We start from the raw sequence: 13,416 nt of genomic DNA, 5'->3' as shown, positions 1-13,416 counted from the left end.
TGCCGGGCCGACCGCGTCGAACGCGGTGCGGTAGCGCCGTATATCTCCCATTCTGCTCTTATTTGGCACTTATGTGTAGAGGTGAGAGGCCCGGACATGCATCGATCGATCGCGGGCATCCGCACAGTGTGAGCGATCGGTGACACGGGCTGGACGTGGAGGTGGCGGCCGCTATGGGCGCGAAGGTGCTGGAGAGGTTCCCGGCGGGGGCGCCGCGCGGGTCGTGGCCGGCGGAGGAGTACGCCGCGCGACGCCGCGCCGAGGGGGAGCCCGCCACCGTCGTGATGGACCTGGAGGCGGACGCCTTCCTGGTCGTGGTGCCCGCCGGTGCCGAGGACGGGGAACCGACGGGTGTCCGACAGCTCACGGGCGGCGGCGCCCTGACGCCCGCGTCACCGGGGTCCTGACGCCCGTGCAGCCGGGGTCCTGACGCCCGCATCCCCGGACCCCCGGACTCTCGTCACCCGGCCCCGCGTAACTCGAACCCGGCTGTAACAAAGCCGAGTTGGACTGGTCTACACCCTTGACTGGTACAGACCAACGCGGTTGAGTATGCCTCCACACCCCCCACCACGGCCGCCCCCACGCCTGGCCGGACCGACCGGCACGCGCGGACAAGGTCCGGCTCCCCCCTGCCCTTGTCGCGGGGAGCGGCCGTGCTCCGCGAAGGAGGCAGACCTGTGCCGAGACGCCGCATCGCCGCCGCCGTGACCGTACTGGCCCTCGCGGGCTCCGTGCCCGCCTTCCTGCCGGCCACCGAGGCGTCCGCCGCCGCCTGTTCGAGCTACCCGAACTGGACGGCAGGCAAGGCCTACAACGCCGGCGACATCGTCCGCTACACCGACGGCAAGGCCTACATCGCCGAACACGCCAACCCGGGCTACGACCCGGTCATCAGCACCTGGTACTGGGAGCCCTACGCCTGCGACGGCGGACCGCAGACGCCGGTCGGGAACTTCGTCGTCAGCGAGGCCCAGTTCAACCAGATGTTCCCGGGCCGGAGTTCCTTCTACACCTACAGCGGCCTCACCGCCGCGCTCGCCGCCTACCCGGGCTTCGCCAACACCGGCAGCGACACGACGAAGAAGCAGGAGGCCGCCGCCTTCCTCGCCAACGTCAGCCACGAGACCGGCGGTCTCGTGTACGTCGTCGAGCAGAACACCGCCAACTACCCGCACTACTGCGACTGGAGCCAGCCCTACGGCTGCCCGGCCGGCCAGGCCGCCTACTACGGACGCGGTCCGATCCAGCTCAGCTGGAACTTCAACTACAAGGCGGCGGGCGACGCGCTCGGCATCGACCTGCTGAACAACCCCTGGCTGGTGCAGAACGACGCGGCCGTCGCCTGGAAGACGGGCCTGTGGTACTGGAACACCCAGTCCGGGCCGGGCACCATGACCCCGCACAACGCCATGGTCAACGGGGCGGGTTTCGGGCAGACCATCCGCTCCATCAACGGCTCCCTGGAGTGCGACGGCAAGAACCCCGCGCAGGTCCAGAGCCGGGTCACCACCTACCAGCGGTTCAGCCAGATCCTCGGCGTCGACCCGGGCGGCAATCTTTACTGCTGACCCGCGGCGGGTGTGCGAGACTCCGCCGATGACCTCCCAGACGATCACCGCGGAGTCCGCGGGCACCTGGAGACTCGGCGACCTGCCCGTCAACCGCGTCGGCTTCGGCGCGATGCGGCTGACGGGCAGCGCCGCCTTCCACCTCGGCACGCCGAGCGACCGCGCACGGTCCCTCGCCGTCCTGCGCCGGGCGGTCGACCTCGGCGTCAACCACATCGACACCGCCGCCTTCTACTTCTCCTCCCTCCGCTCCGCCAACGAACTGATCAACAGCGCGCTGGCGCCGTACCCCGACGACCTCGTGATCGTCACCAAGGTCGGCCCGTACCGCGACTGGTCGGGGGAGTGGGGCACCTCCGCCCGGCCCGAGGACCTGCGCGCCCATGTCGAGGAGAACCTGCGCCAGCTCGGCCGCGACCACCTCGACGTCGTCAACCTGCGCCGCATGGGGCAGGACTCGATCGCCGAGCACTTCGGCGCTCTCGCCGAACTGCGCGCGGCGGGCCTGATCCGCCACCTCGGCCTCTCCGACGTCGAGCCCCGGCACCTCGCCGAGGCCCGGGCCATCGCGCCCGTCGTCTGCGTCCAGAACCGCTACGGGCTCGGCTTCCACGACCCCGCCACCGACGAGATACTCGCCCTGTGCCGGGACCAGGGCATCGCCTTCGTGCCGTTCTACGCCATCGCCGGCGAGGCCGGACCCAAGGGCGCGGGCACCGCCCACGAGGACGATGTCCGCGCCGTCGCCCGCGCCCACGGCGCGAGCCCCGCGCAGGTCAGGATCGCCTGGACGCTGCACCAGGGGCCGAACGTCCTCGCCATCCCCGGCACCGGAGACCCCGGCCACCTCACCGAGAACGTGGCCGCGGGCGCCCTGCGCCTGACCGGCGCGGAACTGGCGCGGCTCGACGGGGCCAGGACCGGCTGAGGGGCCGGGCGGGCCGAGACGGCTCGCCGCCCCGGCCTACGCCCTCCAGGTGCCGTCCCGCATGAGGTGCCGCTTCCCCAGCTCGCGTGCCTCGTGCCACGCCTGGACGGCGAGCGGCCGCACCCGGAACCAGGCGTAGGACGGGCTGTCCTCGCGAGGGTCCCAGCCGGTCTTCGCGAGGAACGCCCCGGCCGCCGCCGACGGCACCTCCCGCAGGCCGAACGTCTCCACCTCGCCGTCGATCAGCACGACGTCCCGCGTGTCGCCGAACGCCAGCCGGGCCCGGCCGCCGTCCCGCAGATTGCGGCCGGTGGGGTTGGTGACGCGCGTGCACAGCCAGACCGACTCGTCGTGCCACACGAACCACAGGGGAACCATGCAGGGCACCCCGGCGGCGTCCGCCGTGGCCACCCAGACGTCCGTCTCCCGGTCGAGCCGTTCCAGGACGTCCCGTCTGCGGTGGCCCGGTTCCCGCGGGGGTGGGGTGATCCTCATGGCGGTGACCGTACTGGACGCGGGGGCTCGGGCGGTCGCGTGCGGGGTCTTGCGGCCGGGGTTTCACGGCGGGTTTCACGACGGGGTTTTGAGTCTGCGGGTTTTACGTATAACCTCTCCCGTCAATCCCCCGTCCCGAGAGGTCCCGATGAGACGCATCGCCCTGGTCACCCTCGTCGTCGACGACTACGACGAGGCGATCCGCTTCTACACCGAGGCCCTCGGATTCCGGCTCGCCGAGGACACGCCCCGCCCCGACGGCTCCCGCTGGGTCGTCGTCGAACCCGGTGACATCGGACAGGGCACCGCGCTGCTGCTGGCCCGCGCCGAGGGGGACGGCCAGCGTGCCCGGATCGGCGACCAGACGGGCGGGCGTGTCGGCTTCTTCCTGTACACCGACGACTTCGCCCGCGACCACGCCCGGATGGCCGCCGCCGGCGTGACCTTCCTGGAAGATCCCCGGCACGAGCCCTACGGCTCGGTCGCCGTCTTCCAGGACCTGTACGGCAACCGCTGGGACCTGCTCCAGCCCGCCGCCTGACCCGACCTTCCGCTCAGACCGCCGAGGAACCGCCACCCATGTCATCTACGCGCATAGACACCGAGACCCTCCGCCGCCTCCCCAAGGCGGTGCTGCACGACCACCTCGACGGCGGCCTGCGTCCCGCGACCGTGGTGGAACTGGCCGCGGCCGCCGGCCACACCCTGCCCACCACCGACCCCGACGAGCTGGCCGCCTGGTACTACGAGGCCGCCAACTCCGGTGACCTGGTGCGCTACATCGCCACCTTCGAGCACACCCTCGCCGTCATGCAGAACCGCGAGGGCCTGCTGCGCACCGCCGAGGAGTACGTCCTCGACCTCGCCGCCGACGGCGTCGTCTACGGCGAGGTCCGCTACGCCCCCGAGCTGAACACCAGGGGCGGACTGTCGATGAGCGAGGTCGTGGAGACCGTCCAGGAGGGTCTCGCCGCCGGCATGGCCAAGGCGGCCGCCGCCGGGACGCCCGTCCGCGTGGGCACCCTGCTCTGCGGCATGCGGATGTTCGACCGGGTCCGCGAGGCCGCCGACCTCGCGGTCGCGTTCCGCGACGCGGGCGTCGTCGGCTTCGACATCGCCGGCGCCGAGGACGGCTTCCCGCCCGCCGACCACCTCGACGCCTTCGAGCACCTGCGCCGCGAGAACGTGCCGTTCACCATCCACGCCGGCGAGGCCCACGGACTGCCCAGCATCCATCAGGCCCTCCAGGTGTGCGGCGCCCAGCGCATCGGGCACGGGGTACGCATCACCGACGACATCCCCGACCTCGCGTCGGGCAAGCTCGGCCGCCTCGCCGCCTGGGTCCGCGACCGGCGGATCGCCCTGGAGATGTGCCCGACGTCCAACCTCCAGACCGGCGCCGCCACCTCCATCGCCGAGCACCCGATCACGGCGCTCAAGGACCTCGGCTTCCGCGTCACGCTCAACACCGACAACCGCCTCGTCTCGGGCACCACGATGACCCGTGAGATGTCGCTGCTGGTCGAGCACGCGGGCTGGACGGCCGAGGACCTGCGCACGGTCACGGTGAACGCCCTCAAGAGCGCCTTCATCCCGTTCGACGAGCGCAGGGCCCTGATCGAGGACGTCGTCCTGCCGGGTTACGCGGCGGCGCTCTGAACGAGCCCGCGCACATAGGCGGCCTGTCCGACGTGCTGGAGATCGTCGGACAGGACGCTGACCAGCCGCACGCCCAGCGAGACCGGCGGGTCCCAGTTGTCGTCGACGATCCGCTCCAGGTCCTTGGCGGCCAGGGAACGCAGGGCCCCGAGCGTCTGCTCGTGCACGGCGTCGTGGTAGCCGGTCAGCAGGTCCCCCGAGTCGACCCGCACCTTCGCGACCTTCGCGGAGCTGTGCCCGTACCCGGTGTCGAGACGGGGCAGGCCGAGGCCGAACCGCTTCTCCCACCCGCCGGTCAGCCACACCTGGTCCAGCCCGAAGGCGTCCGCGACGTGGTCGTCCTGGACCCGGGTCAGGTGCCAGACCAGCCAGGCGACGGAGTTGGCGTCGTCGGCGGGACGGGCGTTCAGGCCGTCGGGGTCCAGGCCCTCGACGGCGGCGTGGACTTCTTCCCGGATGCGGCCGTAGCCCTCGATGAGTACGTCCTTCGCGTGCATCCCTCCACCATCGCGCAGGACGCCCTCACGCGCTCCCCGTCTCCAGCAGCCCCATCAGCGCCCGCGCCGCCGGGCTGGTGGACTGCGCCGGCGGCAGCAGAGCGATGGTCTCGTACGCCGTGTCGCCGGAGTCCTTCAGCGGCAGCGAGGTGAGGGAGGCCCGCTTGTGCCGGAAGTGGCGCGGCACGACGGCGATGCCGAGGTTCTCGTCGAGCAGGTCCAGCAGCCCGTGCACGTCGTTCACCTCCAGCGCGACGGTCCGCCGTACGCCCGCCGCGGCGAAGGCCGCGTCGGTGACGCGGCGCGGGCCCCAGTCCGGGTGGAAGTCGACGAAGACCTCGTCGGCGAGATCGCGCGCGGTCAGCGCCGCACCGCTGCCCGCGAGGCGATGGCCGGGATGGCACAGGACGGTCATGGGCTCGCCGGCCAGCGAGACGGACCGCAGCTGCTCCGTGTCCGCCTGCGTCCGGTAGGCGAAGGCCAGGTCGAGCCGCCCGGCCGCGACCTCCTCCGCCAGCTCGCCCGAGCCCGCCTGCCGCAGCCGGATCTCCACGTCCGGATGGCGGCGCCGGAACGCGGCCAGCAGCCCCGCCACCGGCACCCCGGCGATGCACTGCTCGGTGCCCAGCGACAGCGTGCCGCGCAGCACGCCCTGCACCGCGGCGACCGCCTCGTGTGCCGACCGCACCTGTGCCAGGATGCGCTGTGCCTCGTCCAGCAGCGCCCGCCCGGCCTCCGTCAGCGTCACCCTGCGGGTCGTGCGCACGAACAGCGGCGCCCGCAGCTCACGCTCCAGCGCCCGGATCGACGCCGACAGACCGGACTGGGAGACCAGCAGCCGTTCGGCCGCGCGGGTGAAGTGCTGGTCCTCGGCGACGGCGACGAAGTGCTGGAGATGACGCAGTTCCATGATTGAGAAGCGTAGTCGCTGAATACCATCGGATTCTTCTGTTGGACCACTGCCCGCAGGTCACGACAGAGTGGGACACGGTTCCGCACAAGCCCCGTACCTCGGGCGCCAACCCCTCTGGAGTCGCGTTGTACACCGCACACCCCGACCGCTACGCGGAGATGCCCTACCGGCGCACCGGACGCAGCGGTCTGAAGCTCCCCGCGCTCTCGCTCGGCCTGTGGCACAACTTCGGCCCGGACCGCCCCGTCGAGACCCAGCGCGCCATCCTGCGCCGCGCCTTCGACCTCGGTGTCACCCACTTCGACCTCGCCAACAACTACGGCCCGCCGCCCGGCTCCGCGGAGTCCGCCCTCGGCGAGGCCCTGAAGGCCGACTTCGCGCGGTACCGCGACGAGCTGGTCATCTCCACCAAGGCCGGCTACCTCATGTGGCCCGGCCCGTACGGCGAATGGGGCTCGCGCAAGTACCTGCTGTCCTCGCTGGACCAGAGCCTGTCCCGGATGGGCCTGGACCACGTCGACATCTTCTACTCGCACCGCCCCGACCCGGAGACTCCGCTGGAGGAGACGATGGGCGCCCTGCACACGGCGGTGCAGCAGGGCAAGGCGCTCTACGTCGGCGTCTCCAACTACTCGCCGGAGCAGACCCGCGAGGCCGCCCGCATCCTCGCAGGCCTCGGCACCCCGCTGCTCATCCACCAGCCGCGCTACTCCCTGCTCGACCGGCGTCCCGAGACCAGCGGACTGCTGGACACCCTCGACGAGCTCCACGTCGGCTCGATCGCCTACTCCCCGCTGGAGCAGGGCCTGCTCACCGGCCGCTACCTCGACGGCATCCCCGAGGACTCGCGTGCCGCGAGCGACAGCCCGTTCCTGAACTCCGACGCGGTCACCGCGGAGCTGGTCGGCAAGCTGCGCGCGCTGGACGAGATCGCCAAGTCCCGCGGCCAGTCGCTGGCGCAGATGGCCCTGGCCTGGGTGCTGCGCGGGGGCCGGGTGACCTCGGCCCTCGTCGGCGCGAGCAGCCCGGGCCAGCTGGAGGACAGCGTGTCGGCCATCGGCAACCTCGCCTTCGACGCCGACGAACTGGCCCGGATCGACGCCGTCGTCACCCGCTAGGCCGGGGGCTGTCTGGCACGGTCACGGTCCGAGCCGCTCCGCCAGCCGGACCGTGACCGTGTCGCCCTCCTCCTTGCCGATGGCCCGGCGGACCTCCGCCTTCACCGGCAGCTTGTGCGTGCCGTCGCCCAGCGCCATGAAGGAGCTGCGGAAGGCGTGCCCGTCGATGGTGCCGCGGACCTTGACCAGGCCACGGGTGCCGAAGAACTCGGCGGACTTCGGCCAGACGAGATACGTCCATCCGCCCTTGTCGGGGCTCTTGCGCAGGACGGCGGTGAATTCCTCGTCCAGCTCCTGGCCGACGCTCATGGTTCCTCCACTTCCCCGGGGGCCGTTGCCCCGTTTCCCGGTAGACCCCCGGGAGCCGTGGAACTCATCGCCGGCGCCGCGGCCTCACGCCCCCGCGGGCACCCGGTCGAGGAAGCCGTACACGGACCGGATCCGGCCCTCCTCGTCCAGGGTGACCACGTCGGAGCCCGCCACCGGCGCCGAGCCGTCGGCCTCGTTCACCAGCTCCCAGGAGAAGCGCGCCGTGTCGTGGTGCCCGTCCACGGAGCCGGACAGCCGGAAGACGAATCCCGGGAACTGCTCGCGGGCCGCCGTGATCACCGCGGCGATCCGGTCGTGGCCGCGGACGTCGGCGAGCGGGTCGGTGTAGCCGCCGTCCGCGGTCCAGGCCGCGGCGACCGCCTTGGCCCGGGCGTCCGGCCCGGCGTTCCACGCCTCGAAGTAGCGGGCGACGGCGTCCTCGTGACGGTACGTGGGTGCGGACATGGCGATCAGCCTCCATCAAGGGGGTATGTGCTGGTCAGGGACCGGATCCTCGCTCGGCGACCCGGTGGTGCAACCATGCCCGCGGCCGGCCCGAGCCGTCGATTACCTCAGGGGTCATGACGGACGCCCGGACCGCTCCTCGCGTTTTCGGCCAACAGCCGCCGTGAATATGCCAGGAGACTGGCCGGAATGCCATGGTGACAGTGATTCAGCAGTGAACATACTCACCTCTAGGGCGTCTCACACCAAGCGACAGCGCCCTCACGCACCGCACACGAGCCGCACGGACGTCATGCCCGACCGGCAGGCGAGCCGGGCGACGGGGGAGGGGAGCAGTGCACGACGAGTTCCTGTGCCATGTCACCGCCTACGGCGTCTGCGACGGCAGACGCGTCGGCGTACCGCTGGGCACCTACCGGGCTCCCACCCTCGCCCTCGCCCTGTGGTGGCTGCGCGACCGCGCCACCTGGATCGCCATGCGCCTCGATCCGCAGCCCGACTCCCCGCACTTACCCCGCGGCGCCCTGACCCCGGTCGCCGACGACGCCCCCGACGTACCGCGCGTCCTGCGCGTGTGGTGCGCGGACACCGTCCAGCAGGAGCTGGTCGCCGACGAACTGGCCGCAGGGCGCCTGGTGCGCATCGCCACCAGCGACGACACCACGGAGTACGAGCTGCTGGCCGAGTCCGTCGACGCGCTGCGCATGCAGCGGGCCGCCCCGCCGCTGGTCGTCCCCGTCGCCTGAGCCCGTCCCGCGCGCCGGCAGGACCCTAGGAGCGGGCGTCACCCTTCCGGCGTCCGCGCAGCCTTCGCTCGAGCAGCGCGCCGAGATACCCGGTGACCAGCCCCCACAGCAGGGCCAGTCCGACCGCGCTCTGCAGCCGGGGGCGCAGGAACAGCCGCCCGGACAGGTCTCCGCCCAGGTCGCCGATGCCCAGCACCGACAGGCCGTAGTACGCCGAGATCCGGCCCACCGCGCAGATCATGAGCACCGTGAGCGCCAGCGCGACGCCCATGTGCACGGAGTGCCGCCAGGCCGGTGTCCCGTCCGGAGAACGGACCGCCGCCAGCCACGCGGCCGCCAGCAGCAGCACCGCCGCCGCGACCAGCAGCCACCACATCCGCCCGTCCCGCTCACCGAGCGTGCCCAGGTTCACCGTGGAAACGTCCGGCGTGCGCAGCACCTCGTCGAGGACCTGCGGCATCGGCAGTCCGAACGGACCCTCCACCCGCCCGTTCCAGGTGGCGCCCGTACCGATGGTGAACGCCGGCCACGCCAGATTGGGCAGCCCGAGCAGCAGCACGGCGAAAGTGTCCGCCGGGTGCCCCCGCGTCGCGGCGACGACCAGACAGACGACGACACCGGCGACGGCGTACGCGAGCAGCAGCGCCACCATCGCGTACGCCACCGGCCGTACCGACGCCTGGAAGCGCAGCAGCCGTCCCGGCAGCGGGGCCCCGCTCGAGACCAGCAGGGCCAGCACCAGCACCCCCGCCAGCCACAGCAGCCCGAACAGCACGGTCAGCGGCACGTCCGTGGTGAAGCCGATCCGCGGGACGATGCCGAACAGGTCCCCGAGGTCGTCGAGCACCCCCTCCCCGAGCGACACCTCGAAGGTCTGCCGCGAGGCGAAGGCCAGCCCGAGGAGGGCGGGCAGCCACAGCACGGCGATGCGGCCGGCCCACCCGGCCAGCTCCCAGGAGTCGGCGACCGCACGGTGGCGCAGCGGCCGCAGGAACCCCGCGGCGAACACCAGCGCTCCGGTCAGCGTGACGGACAGCGGCATCACGGTCAGTCCCGCGTCCGTGGCGGCGATGCCCCCGGCGTCCCCGGCCAGCTCCAGCGAACCGCCGACGGCGGCGACGACCGTCGCCGTGACGACGCGCGGGAAGGCGTTGTCGGGCAGATCCGTCGCACCGGCCGCCCACAGTCCGAGCGCGGCCACGACTCCCATGGCGACCAGCCCGGCCAGCACCGTGACGAGGGCCTGGGCCCAGCCGTGACGGGCCGCTGCCGGACCGGAGGGGGTTCGCGCGCTCACGCAGCCACGCTAAGCAACACCCGCGCGCGGCGCCCTCCCGGCGGGTCCGTCCGCGTCGCCCCGCGCCCGGCCCCACCGCCGTCGGGGCTCAGGACGTGCGGACGACCAGCGCGTGGTCGCCGAGGCCCGTCATACGGTCGGCGGGCAGCTCGCCCCGCGTGGTGAACAGGGCCAGCACGCGCCCGTCGCGCGGATCGAACGCCACGTCCAGCACCGTGCCGCGCTCGACGCCCTCCTCGGTCAGGACCCGCCGGCCCAGCAGCTCGTGACCCGGCGGCACCGCGTCCGCCGGGGTCACCGGAGCGACCCGGGCGGCCCCGGGGCCCAGCGACCGCACCGCGTCCCAGGCCAGCACGGTCTCGCCGCGCAGCCGGCCGGCGCGGAACCGGAGGTGGCTGACCGTGCCGGAGGGGGCGTCGACCGTCAGGGACGTCACGGCACCCAGCCTCCGGTCCCCGTCCGCGCTCAGCACCGGCAGCCCCCGCACCTCGGTGAACAGCATCACGACAGCGCGTCCCGCCGGTCGCCCAGCAGACCGGCGAGGCCCGTCAGGTCGTCGGCCACGTCCCGCACCGCGTCCACGGGAAGGACGAGCGTCCGGCCGGCGACCGTCAGCACCGGTCCCCGGGCCACGTACACCTTGCGGTGGTGACGGGCCGGGGCCGGCGCGAAGCGTCGGCTCGCCGCCACCCGGAAGCCGACGACCCACCCGCCGGTGCCGCCCTCCACCACGACGTCGAGCACGGTGCCGACCTCGGTGCCCGCGTCCGTCAGCACGTTCGCCCCCAGCAGCCGGCCGCGCAGTGTCTCTCGGTGCACCATCAGCAGCGCGGTGCTCGCCAGGCCCCGCCGGTCGCGGACCATCACCGCGTCATGGCCGAGCGCGTGCACCGCCGACCACGGAAGCCCCTCCTTCATCGGACCGGACAGACCCCGGCCGCTCAGCGTGAAACCCGTGATCCGCCCGACCGCGGCGTCGAAGACGGTGTCCTTGACATGGGCGACGGCGTCCCCGCCCAGGGTGACCACCGGCCGGGTGGTGAGACTGCGCGCACCCATCAGTTCGTTCATCGCACACCCTTCCCGTGACCTCCGGGTTCCCCGGGCGACTGTGACGATGCCCGCACTGCGCGCAGAGGTGGACTGCAATGCCGGAGCCGGGGTACGAGGACTGGTGCAGTGGCGTCCGGCCAGTCCGGCTTCCGAGAGAGAAACGCATGACCGAACACCTGGACGGGGCAGTGATACCGACTGGCTTCGACGTACCCGTGGAACCGCTGAGGCGCGCCGCCCACTACACGGGGGAGCCCGGATGCATCGCCGAGGCGCGTCATCTCGCATCGCTCTTCCTCGACCAGCTCAGGACCGAGTGGTGCGCCACGATCGGCCGGCGGGCCGACGGCGCGGTGCTCCTGGTGGTGAGCGAACTGGTCACCAACGCCGACCGGCACAGCCAGGGGCCGTACATCCTGGAGCTGGAGGGCACGGACGCCTCCGTGACGGTGACCGTCTACGACAGCAGCGGCGCGGTGCCCCGGCGCTTCCCCCGCGACCCCGGACGCGTCGGCCGGCACGGACTCGAGATCGTCCACGCCCTCGCCGAGACGGTCCACGTCGAACGGGTGCCGGTCGGCAAGCGGGTGCGTGCGGTGGTGCGCCTCACCGACGAGTGACCGTCGACGAACGGCCGACCGTGCACGGACGCCACCGCCCCGGGCCCTGACCTGCCCCGGGGCGGTGGCGTCGTGGGCGTCAGGCGCAGCCCAGCTCGCCCAGCATGCCCTCGCGCAGCCGGGTGATGATCCGCTTGATCAGCCGGGACACGTGCATCTGCGAGCAGCCGAGCTCCTCGCCGATCTCCGCCTGGGTGGCCTCCTCCACGAACCGCATGTGGATGATCCGCCGGTCGCGCTCGCTGAGCTCGGCCATGAGCGGGGCGAGGGAGTGGAAGTCCTCGACGAGCCGCAGCCCGTCCTCCTCGACACCGATGAAGTCGGCCAGCACCGACTCGCCGCCCTCGGCGCCGTCCCCGGTCAGCGCGGCGTCCAGCGAGGAGGAGTTGTAGCCGTTGGAGGCGATCTGGCCCTCGACGACCTCCCTCTCGTCGATGTTCATCAGCGTGGCGAGCTCGGCGACGGTGGGCTCGCGGTCCAGCCGGCTGGACAGTTCCTCGCGGGCCTTGGCCAGCTCCACGCGCAGTTCCTGGAGCCGCCGCGGCACATGCACCGCCCACGTGGTGTCACGGAAGAAGCGCTTGATCTCGCCGACGATGTACGGCAGCGCGAAGGAGGTGAACTCGACCTCGCGCGACAGCTCGAACCGGTCGATCGCCTTGATCAGGCCGATCATGCCGGTCTGGACGATGTCCTCCATGTCGTCGCCCCGGCCGCGGAACCGGCCGGCGGCGAACCGCACGAGCGACATGTTCATCTCGATGAGCGTGTTGCGGGCGTACTGGTACTCGTGCGTGCCCTCTTCGAGCTCCGCCAGGCGCCGGAAGAACTGACGGGACAGCTGCCGTGCGTCACGCGGGGCCACGGAACGTCCGTCCACGGCACCCGGAAGCGATCCGTCGTCCGTCCCGCTCTCGGTGGTCTCCCCGACGACCTGTTCCTGCGGCCGGATCACGGCGGTCTCCATTGCCTCTCCCACGGAAGTCACGGTTGGGCGTCTCCCCAGCTTCGTACCGTCTGCGGGTACCCGGGTCACGCCGGTCCATGCCGTCCGGTTTCCCGGGTGACGCGGATCCGGTGTCCTCGGTGTCGTCGCGAGGTGGGGTGGCCGTCTCCCAGCCTATGCCCGGGACCGGCGGGCGGCACCCGGGCACGCCGTCCCGCCGGATTTCCCTGTGGGCGGAACGCCGCCCCCTTCCCTCCGGCGGCCGGGCTCCTAGGCTGTGGACGTGACCAGCCACGTGCCGAACGAAGCCCGCGTCATTCCCCTGCGCCCGCCGGCCGCGCGCACCGAGGACCGTCCCTCCGCCAGAGAGCCGTTGTGGCGCGATCTGGTCGGCGACGTCCTGCGGCGCGAACGCCTGGCCCAGGAACGCACCCTGAAGGACGTAGCGGAGAGCGCCCGGATCTCGATGCCGTATCTGTCGGAGGTGGAGCGCGGCCGCAAGGAGGCCTCGTCGGAGGTCCTCGCCGCCGCCGCGGGCGCCCTCGGCCTGGGCCTGGCCGACCTGCTCGCGAGGGCCCAGCGCGAGCTGGTCCGCGTCACCGCGAGCCACACCGGCACCGGCCGCGGACGCGGTGGCTCCGGCGCCCGGTACGACGGAATGTGCCTGGCCGCCTGACGGTCGCCCCTGCTGTCCGGCCCGGTGCCCAGCTGATCGAGCTGCAGAAGACCCTGAAGAAGACCATCGTCTTCATCACCCACGACCTGAACGAGGCCATGCGCCTGGGCGACCGCATCGCCG

The 13,416-nt window shown here is 72.4% G+C and carries 18 protein-coding genes; 9 read left to right on the top strand and 9 right to left on the bottom strand.

Annotated features, from left to right (window positions below):
• Nucleotides 1-173: 173 nt before the first annotated feature.
• From AB0E77_RS27255 to AB0E77_RS27245, 3 genes are all read left to right on the top strand, one after another.
• Nucleotides 174-407 (top strand): hypothetical protein, encoded by a 234-nt coding sequence (locus AB0E77_RS27255; RefSeq protein WP_361575262.1) that lies wholly within the window; start codon nucleotides 174-176, stop codon nucleotides 405-407.
• A gap of 273 nt (nucleotides 408-680) precedes the next feature.
• Nucleotides 681-1,571, top strand: coding sequence for a glycoside hydrolase family 19 protein (locus AB0E77_RS27250; RefSeq protein WP_361575259.1), 891 nt, complete (start codon nucleotides 681-683; stop codon nucleotides 1,569-1,571).
• Nucleotides 1,572-1,599: 28 nt separating this feature from the next.
• Nucleotides 1,600-2,499 (top strand): oxidoreductase, encoded by a 900-nt coding sequence (locus AB0E77_RS27245; protein WP_361575257.1) that lies wholly within the window; start codon nucleotides 1,600-1,602, stop codon nucleotides 2,497-2,499.
• A gap of 36 nt (nucleotides 2,500-2,535) precedes the next feature.
• Here AB0E77_RS27245 and AB0E77_RS27240 read toward each other — a convergent pair whose 3' ends face one another.
• Nucleotides 2,536-2,994 carry a pyridoxamine 5'-phosphate oxidase family protein gene (locus tag AB0E77_RS27240; RefSeq protein WP_361575254.1) on the bottom strand — a complete coding sequence of 153 codons (459 nt, stop codon included), beginning with the start codon at nucleotides 2,992-2,994 and terminating at the stop codon, nucleotides 2,536-2,538.
• Nucleotides 2,995-3,142: 148 nt separating this feature from the next.
• Between AB0E77_RS27240 and AB0E77_RS27235 the strand changes: the two genes are divergently transcribed.
• Together AB0E77_RS27235 and AB0E77_RS27230 are read left to right on the top strand one after the other, a co-directional pair.
• The gene (locus AB0E77_RS27235; protein ID WP_361575251.1) at nucleotides 3,143-3,535 is read left to right on the top strand and encodes a VOC family protein; all 393 of its coding nucleotides are present in this window, start codon (nucleotides 3,143-3,145) and stop codon (nucleotides 3,533-3,535) included.
• Between the two features lie 38 nt (nucleotides 3,536-3,573).
• Nucleotides 3,574-4,653, top strand: coding sequence for an adenosine deaminase (locus tag AB0E77_RS27230; RefSeq protein WP_361575248.1), 1,080 nt, complete (start codon nucleotides 3,574-3,576; stop codon nucleotides 4,651-4,653).
• Here the strand turns inward: AB0E77_RS27230 and AB0E77_RS27225 are convergent.
• Both AB0E77_RS27225 and AB0E77_RS27220 read right to left on the bottom strand, forming a co-directional pair.
• A complete protein-coding gene (locus AB0E77_RS27225) occupies nucleotides 4,635-5,150 on the bottom strand; it encodes a DinB family protein (protein WP_361575245.1) in 516 nt (171 codons plus the stop codon). The two genes, AB0E77_RS27230 and AB0E77_RS27225, sit on opposite strands and share 19 nt — an antisense overlap.
• A gap of 25 nt (nucleotides 5,151-5,175) precedes the next feature.
• A complete protein-coding gene (locus AB0E77_RS27220) occupies nucleotides 5,176-6,060 on the bottom strand; it encodes a LysR substrate-binding domain-containing protein (protein ID WP_361575242.1) in 885 nt (294 codons plus the stop codon).
• A gap of 128 nt (nucleotides 6,061-6,188) precedes the next feature.
• On the opposite strand from AB0E77_RS27220, the gene mgrA reads away from it, so the two are divergent.
• The gene (gene mgrA, locus AB0E77_RS27215) at nucleotides 6,189-7,181 is read left to right on the top strand and encodes an L-glyceraldehyde 3-phosphate reductase (RefSeq protein WP_361575240.1); all 993 of its coding nucleotides are present in this window, start codon (nucleotides 6,189-6,191) and stop codon (nucleotides 7,179-7,181) included.
• Nucleotides 7,182-7,202: 21 nt separating this feature from the next.
• Here the strand turns inward: mgrA and AB0E77_RS27210 are convergent, their stop codons facing one another.
• Both AB0E77_RS27210 and AB0E77_RS27205 read right to left on the bottom strand, forming a co-directional pair.
• Complete coding sequence (locus AB0E77_RS27210; protein WP_361575237.1) at nucleotides 7,203-7,490, bottom strand: DUF1905 domain-containing protein; 288 nt, start codon at nucleotides 7,488-7,490, stop codon at nucleotides 7,203-7,205.
• A gap of 84 nt (nucleotides 7,491-7,574) precedes the next feature.
• Entirely contained in the window at nucleotides 7,575-7,955 is a 381-nt protein-coding gene (locus tag AB0E77_RS27205) for a nuclear transport factor 2 family protein (RefSeq protein WP_361575234.1), read from the bottom strand.
• Nucleotides 7,956-8,290: 335 nt separating this feature from the next.
• Between AB0E77_RS27205 and AB0E77_RS27200 the strand changes: the two genes are divergently transcribed.
• Nucleotides 8,291-8,701 carry a hypothetical protein gene (locus AB0E77_RS27200; protein WP_361575231.1) on the top strand — a complete coding sequence of 137 codons (411 nt, stop codon included), beginning with the start codon at nucleotides 8,291-8,293 and terminating at the stop codon, nucleotides 8,699-8,701.
• Nucleotides 8,702-8,726: 25 nt separating this feature from the next.
• Here the strand turns inward: AB0E77_RS27200 and AB0E77_RS27195 are convergent, their stop codons facing one another.
• The 3 genes from AB0E77_RS27195 to AB0E77_RS27185 form a co-directional block, all read right to left on the bottom strand.
• Nucleotides 8,727-9,998 carry a streptophobe family protein gene (locus tag AB0E77_RS27195; RefSeq protein WP_361575230.1) on the bottom strand — a complete coding sequence of 424 codons (1,272 nt, stop codon included), beginning with the start codon at nucleotides 9,996-9,998 and terminating at the stop codon, nucleotides 8,727-8,729.
• 88 nt (nucleotides 9,999-10,086) lie between these two features.
• Nucleotides 10,087-10,503, bottom strand: coding sequence for a PRC-barrel domain-containing protein (locus AB0E77_RS27190; RefSeq protein ID WP_361575228.1), 417 nt, complete (start codon nucleotides 10,501-10,503; stop codon nucleotides 10,087-10,089).
• On the bottom strand, nucleotides 10,500-11,069 hold the full coding sequence (locus AB0E77_RS27185) for a PRC-barrel domain-containing protein (RefSeq protein ID WP_361575226.1): 570 nt from the start codon (nucleotides 11,067-11,069) through the stop codon (nucleotides 10,500-10,502). Before AB0E77_RS27185 ends, AB0E77_RS27190 begins: the two co-directional genes overlap by 4 nt.
• 146 nt (nucleotides 11,070-11,215) lie before the next feature.
• Here AB0E77_RS27185 and AB0E77_RS27180 point away from each other — a divergent pair, with 146 nt between their 5' ends.
• Nucleotides 11,216-11,671 carry an ATP-binding protein gene (locus tag AB0E77_RS27180; protein ID WP_361575224.1) on the top strand — a complete coding sequence of 152 codons (456 nt, stop codon included), beginning with the start codon at nucleotides 11,216-11,218 and terminating at the stop codon, nucleotides 11,669-11,671.
• Between the two features lie 79 nt (nucleotides 11,672-11,750).
• On the opposite strand, the gene AB0E77_RS27175 is transcribed toward AB0E77_RS27180, so the two are convergent.
• On the bottom strand, nucleotides 11,751-12,638 hold the full coding sequence (locus AB0E77_RS27175; protein ID WP_361575508.1) for an RNA polymerase sigma factor SigF: 888 nt from the start codon (nucleotides 12,636-12,638) through the stop codon (nucleotides 11,751-11,753).
• A gap of 262 nt (nucleotides 12,639-12,900) precedes the next feature.
• Between AB0E77_RS27175 and AB0E77_RS27170 the strand changes: the two genes are divergently transcribed.
• Entirely contained in the window at nucleotides 12,901-13,293 is a 393-nt protein-coding gene (locus tag AB0E77_RS27170) for a helix-turn-helix transcriptional regulator (RefSeq protein WP_361575222.1), read from the top strand.
• The last annotated feature ends 123 nt before the right edge of the window (nucleotides 13,294-13,416 follow it).

It is taken from the genome of Streptomyces sp. NPDC032940, assembly GCF_040636935.1.
In the GTDB taxonomy this organism is placed as follows: Bacteria; Actinomycetota; Actinomycetes; order Streptomycetales; family Streptomycetaceae; genus Streptomyces.
This window is presented reverse-complemented; position numbering and strand designations above follow the sequence as displayed.

Excerpts from the sequence above, each read along its gene's own strand:
- AB0E77_RS27240 (WP_361575254.1), bottom strand. The coding sequence starts at position 2,994 with ATGAGGATCACCCCACCCCCGCGGGAACCGGGCCACCGCAGACGGGAC.
- AB0E77_RS27225 (WP_361575245.1), bottom strand. The coding sequence starts at position 5,150 with ATGCACGCGAAGGACGTACTCATCGAGGGCTACGGCCGCATCCGGGAA.
- AB0E77_RS27245 (WP_361575257.1), top strand. The coding sequence starts at position 1,600 with ATGACCTCCCAGACGATCACCGCGGAGTCCGCGGGCACCTGGAGACTC.
- AB0E77_RS27175 (WP_361575508.1), bottom strand. The coding sequence starts at position 12,638 with ATGGAGACCGCCGTGATCCGGCCGCAGGAACAGGTCGTCGGGGAGACC.
- AB0E77_RS27180 (WP_361575224.1), top strand. The coding sequence starts at position 11,216 with ATGACCGAACACCTGGACGGGGCAGTGATACCGACTGGCTTCGACGTA.
- AB0E77_RS27235 (WP_361575251.1), top strand. The coding sequence starts at position 3,143 with ATGAGACGCATCGCCCTGGTCACCCTCGTCGTCGACGACTACGACGAG.
- AB0E77_RS27185 (WP_361575226.1), bottom strand. The coding sequence starts at position 11,069 with ATGAACGAACTGATGGGTGCGCGCAGTCTCACCACCCGGCCGGTGGTC.
- AB0E77_RS27205 (WP_361575234.1), bottom strand. The coding sequence starts at position 7,955 with ATGTCCGCACCCACGTACCGTCACGAGGACGCCGTCGCCCGCTACTTC.
- AB0E77_RS27230 (WP_361575248.1), top strand. The coding sequence starts at position 3,574 with ATGTCATCTACGCGCATAGACACCGAGACCCTCCGCCGCCTCCCCAAG.
- AB0E77_RS27210 (WP_361575237.1), bottom strand. The coding sequence starts at position 7,490 with ATGAGCGTCGGCCAGGAGCTGGACGAGGAATTCACCGCCGTCCTGCGC.
- AB0E77_RS27220 (WP_361575242.1), bottom strand. The coding sequence starts at position 6,060 with ATGGAACTGCGTCATCTCCAGCACTTCGTCGCCGTCGCCGAGGACCAG.
- AB0E77_RS27255 (WP_361575262.1), top strand. The coding sequence starts at position 174 with ATGGGCGCGAAGGTGCTGGAGAGGTTCCCGGCGGGGGCGCCGCGCGGG.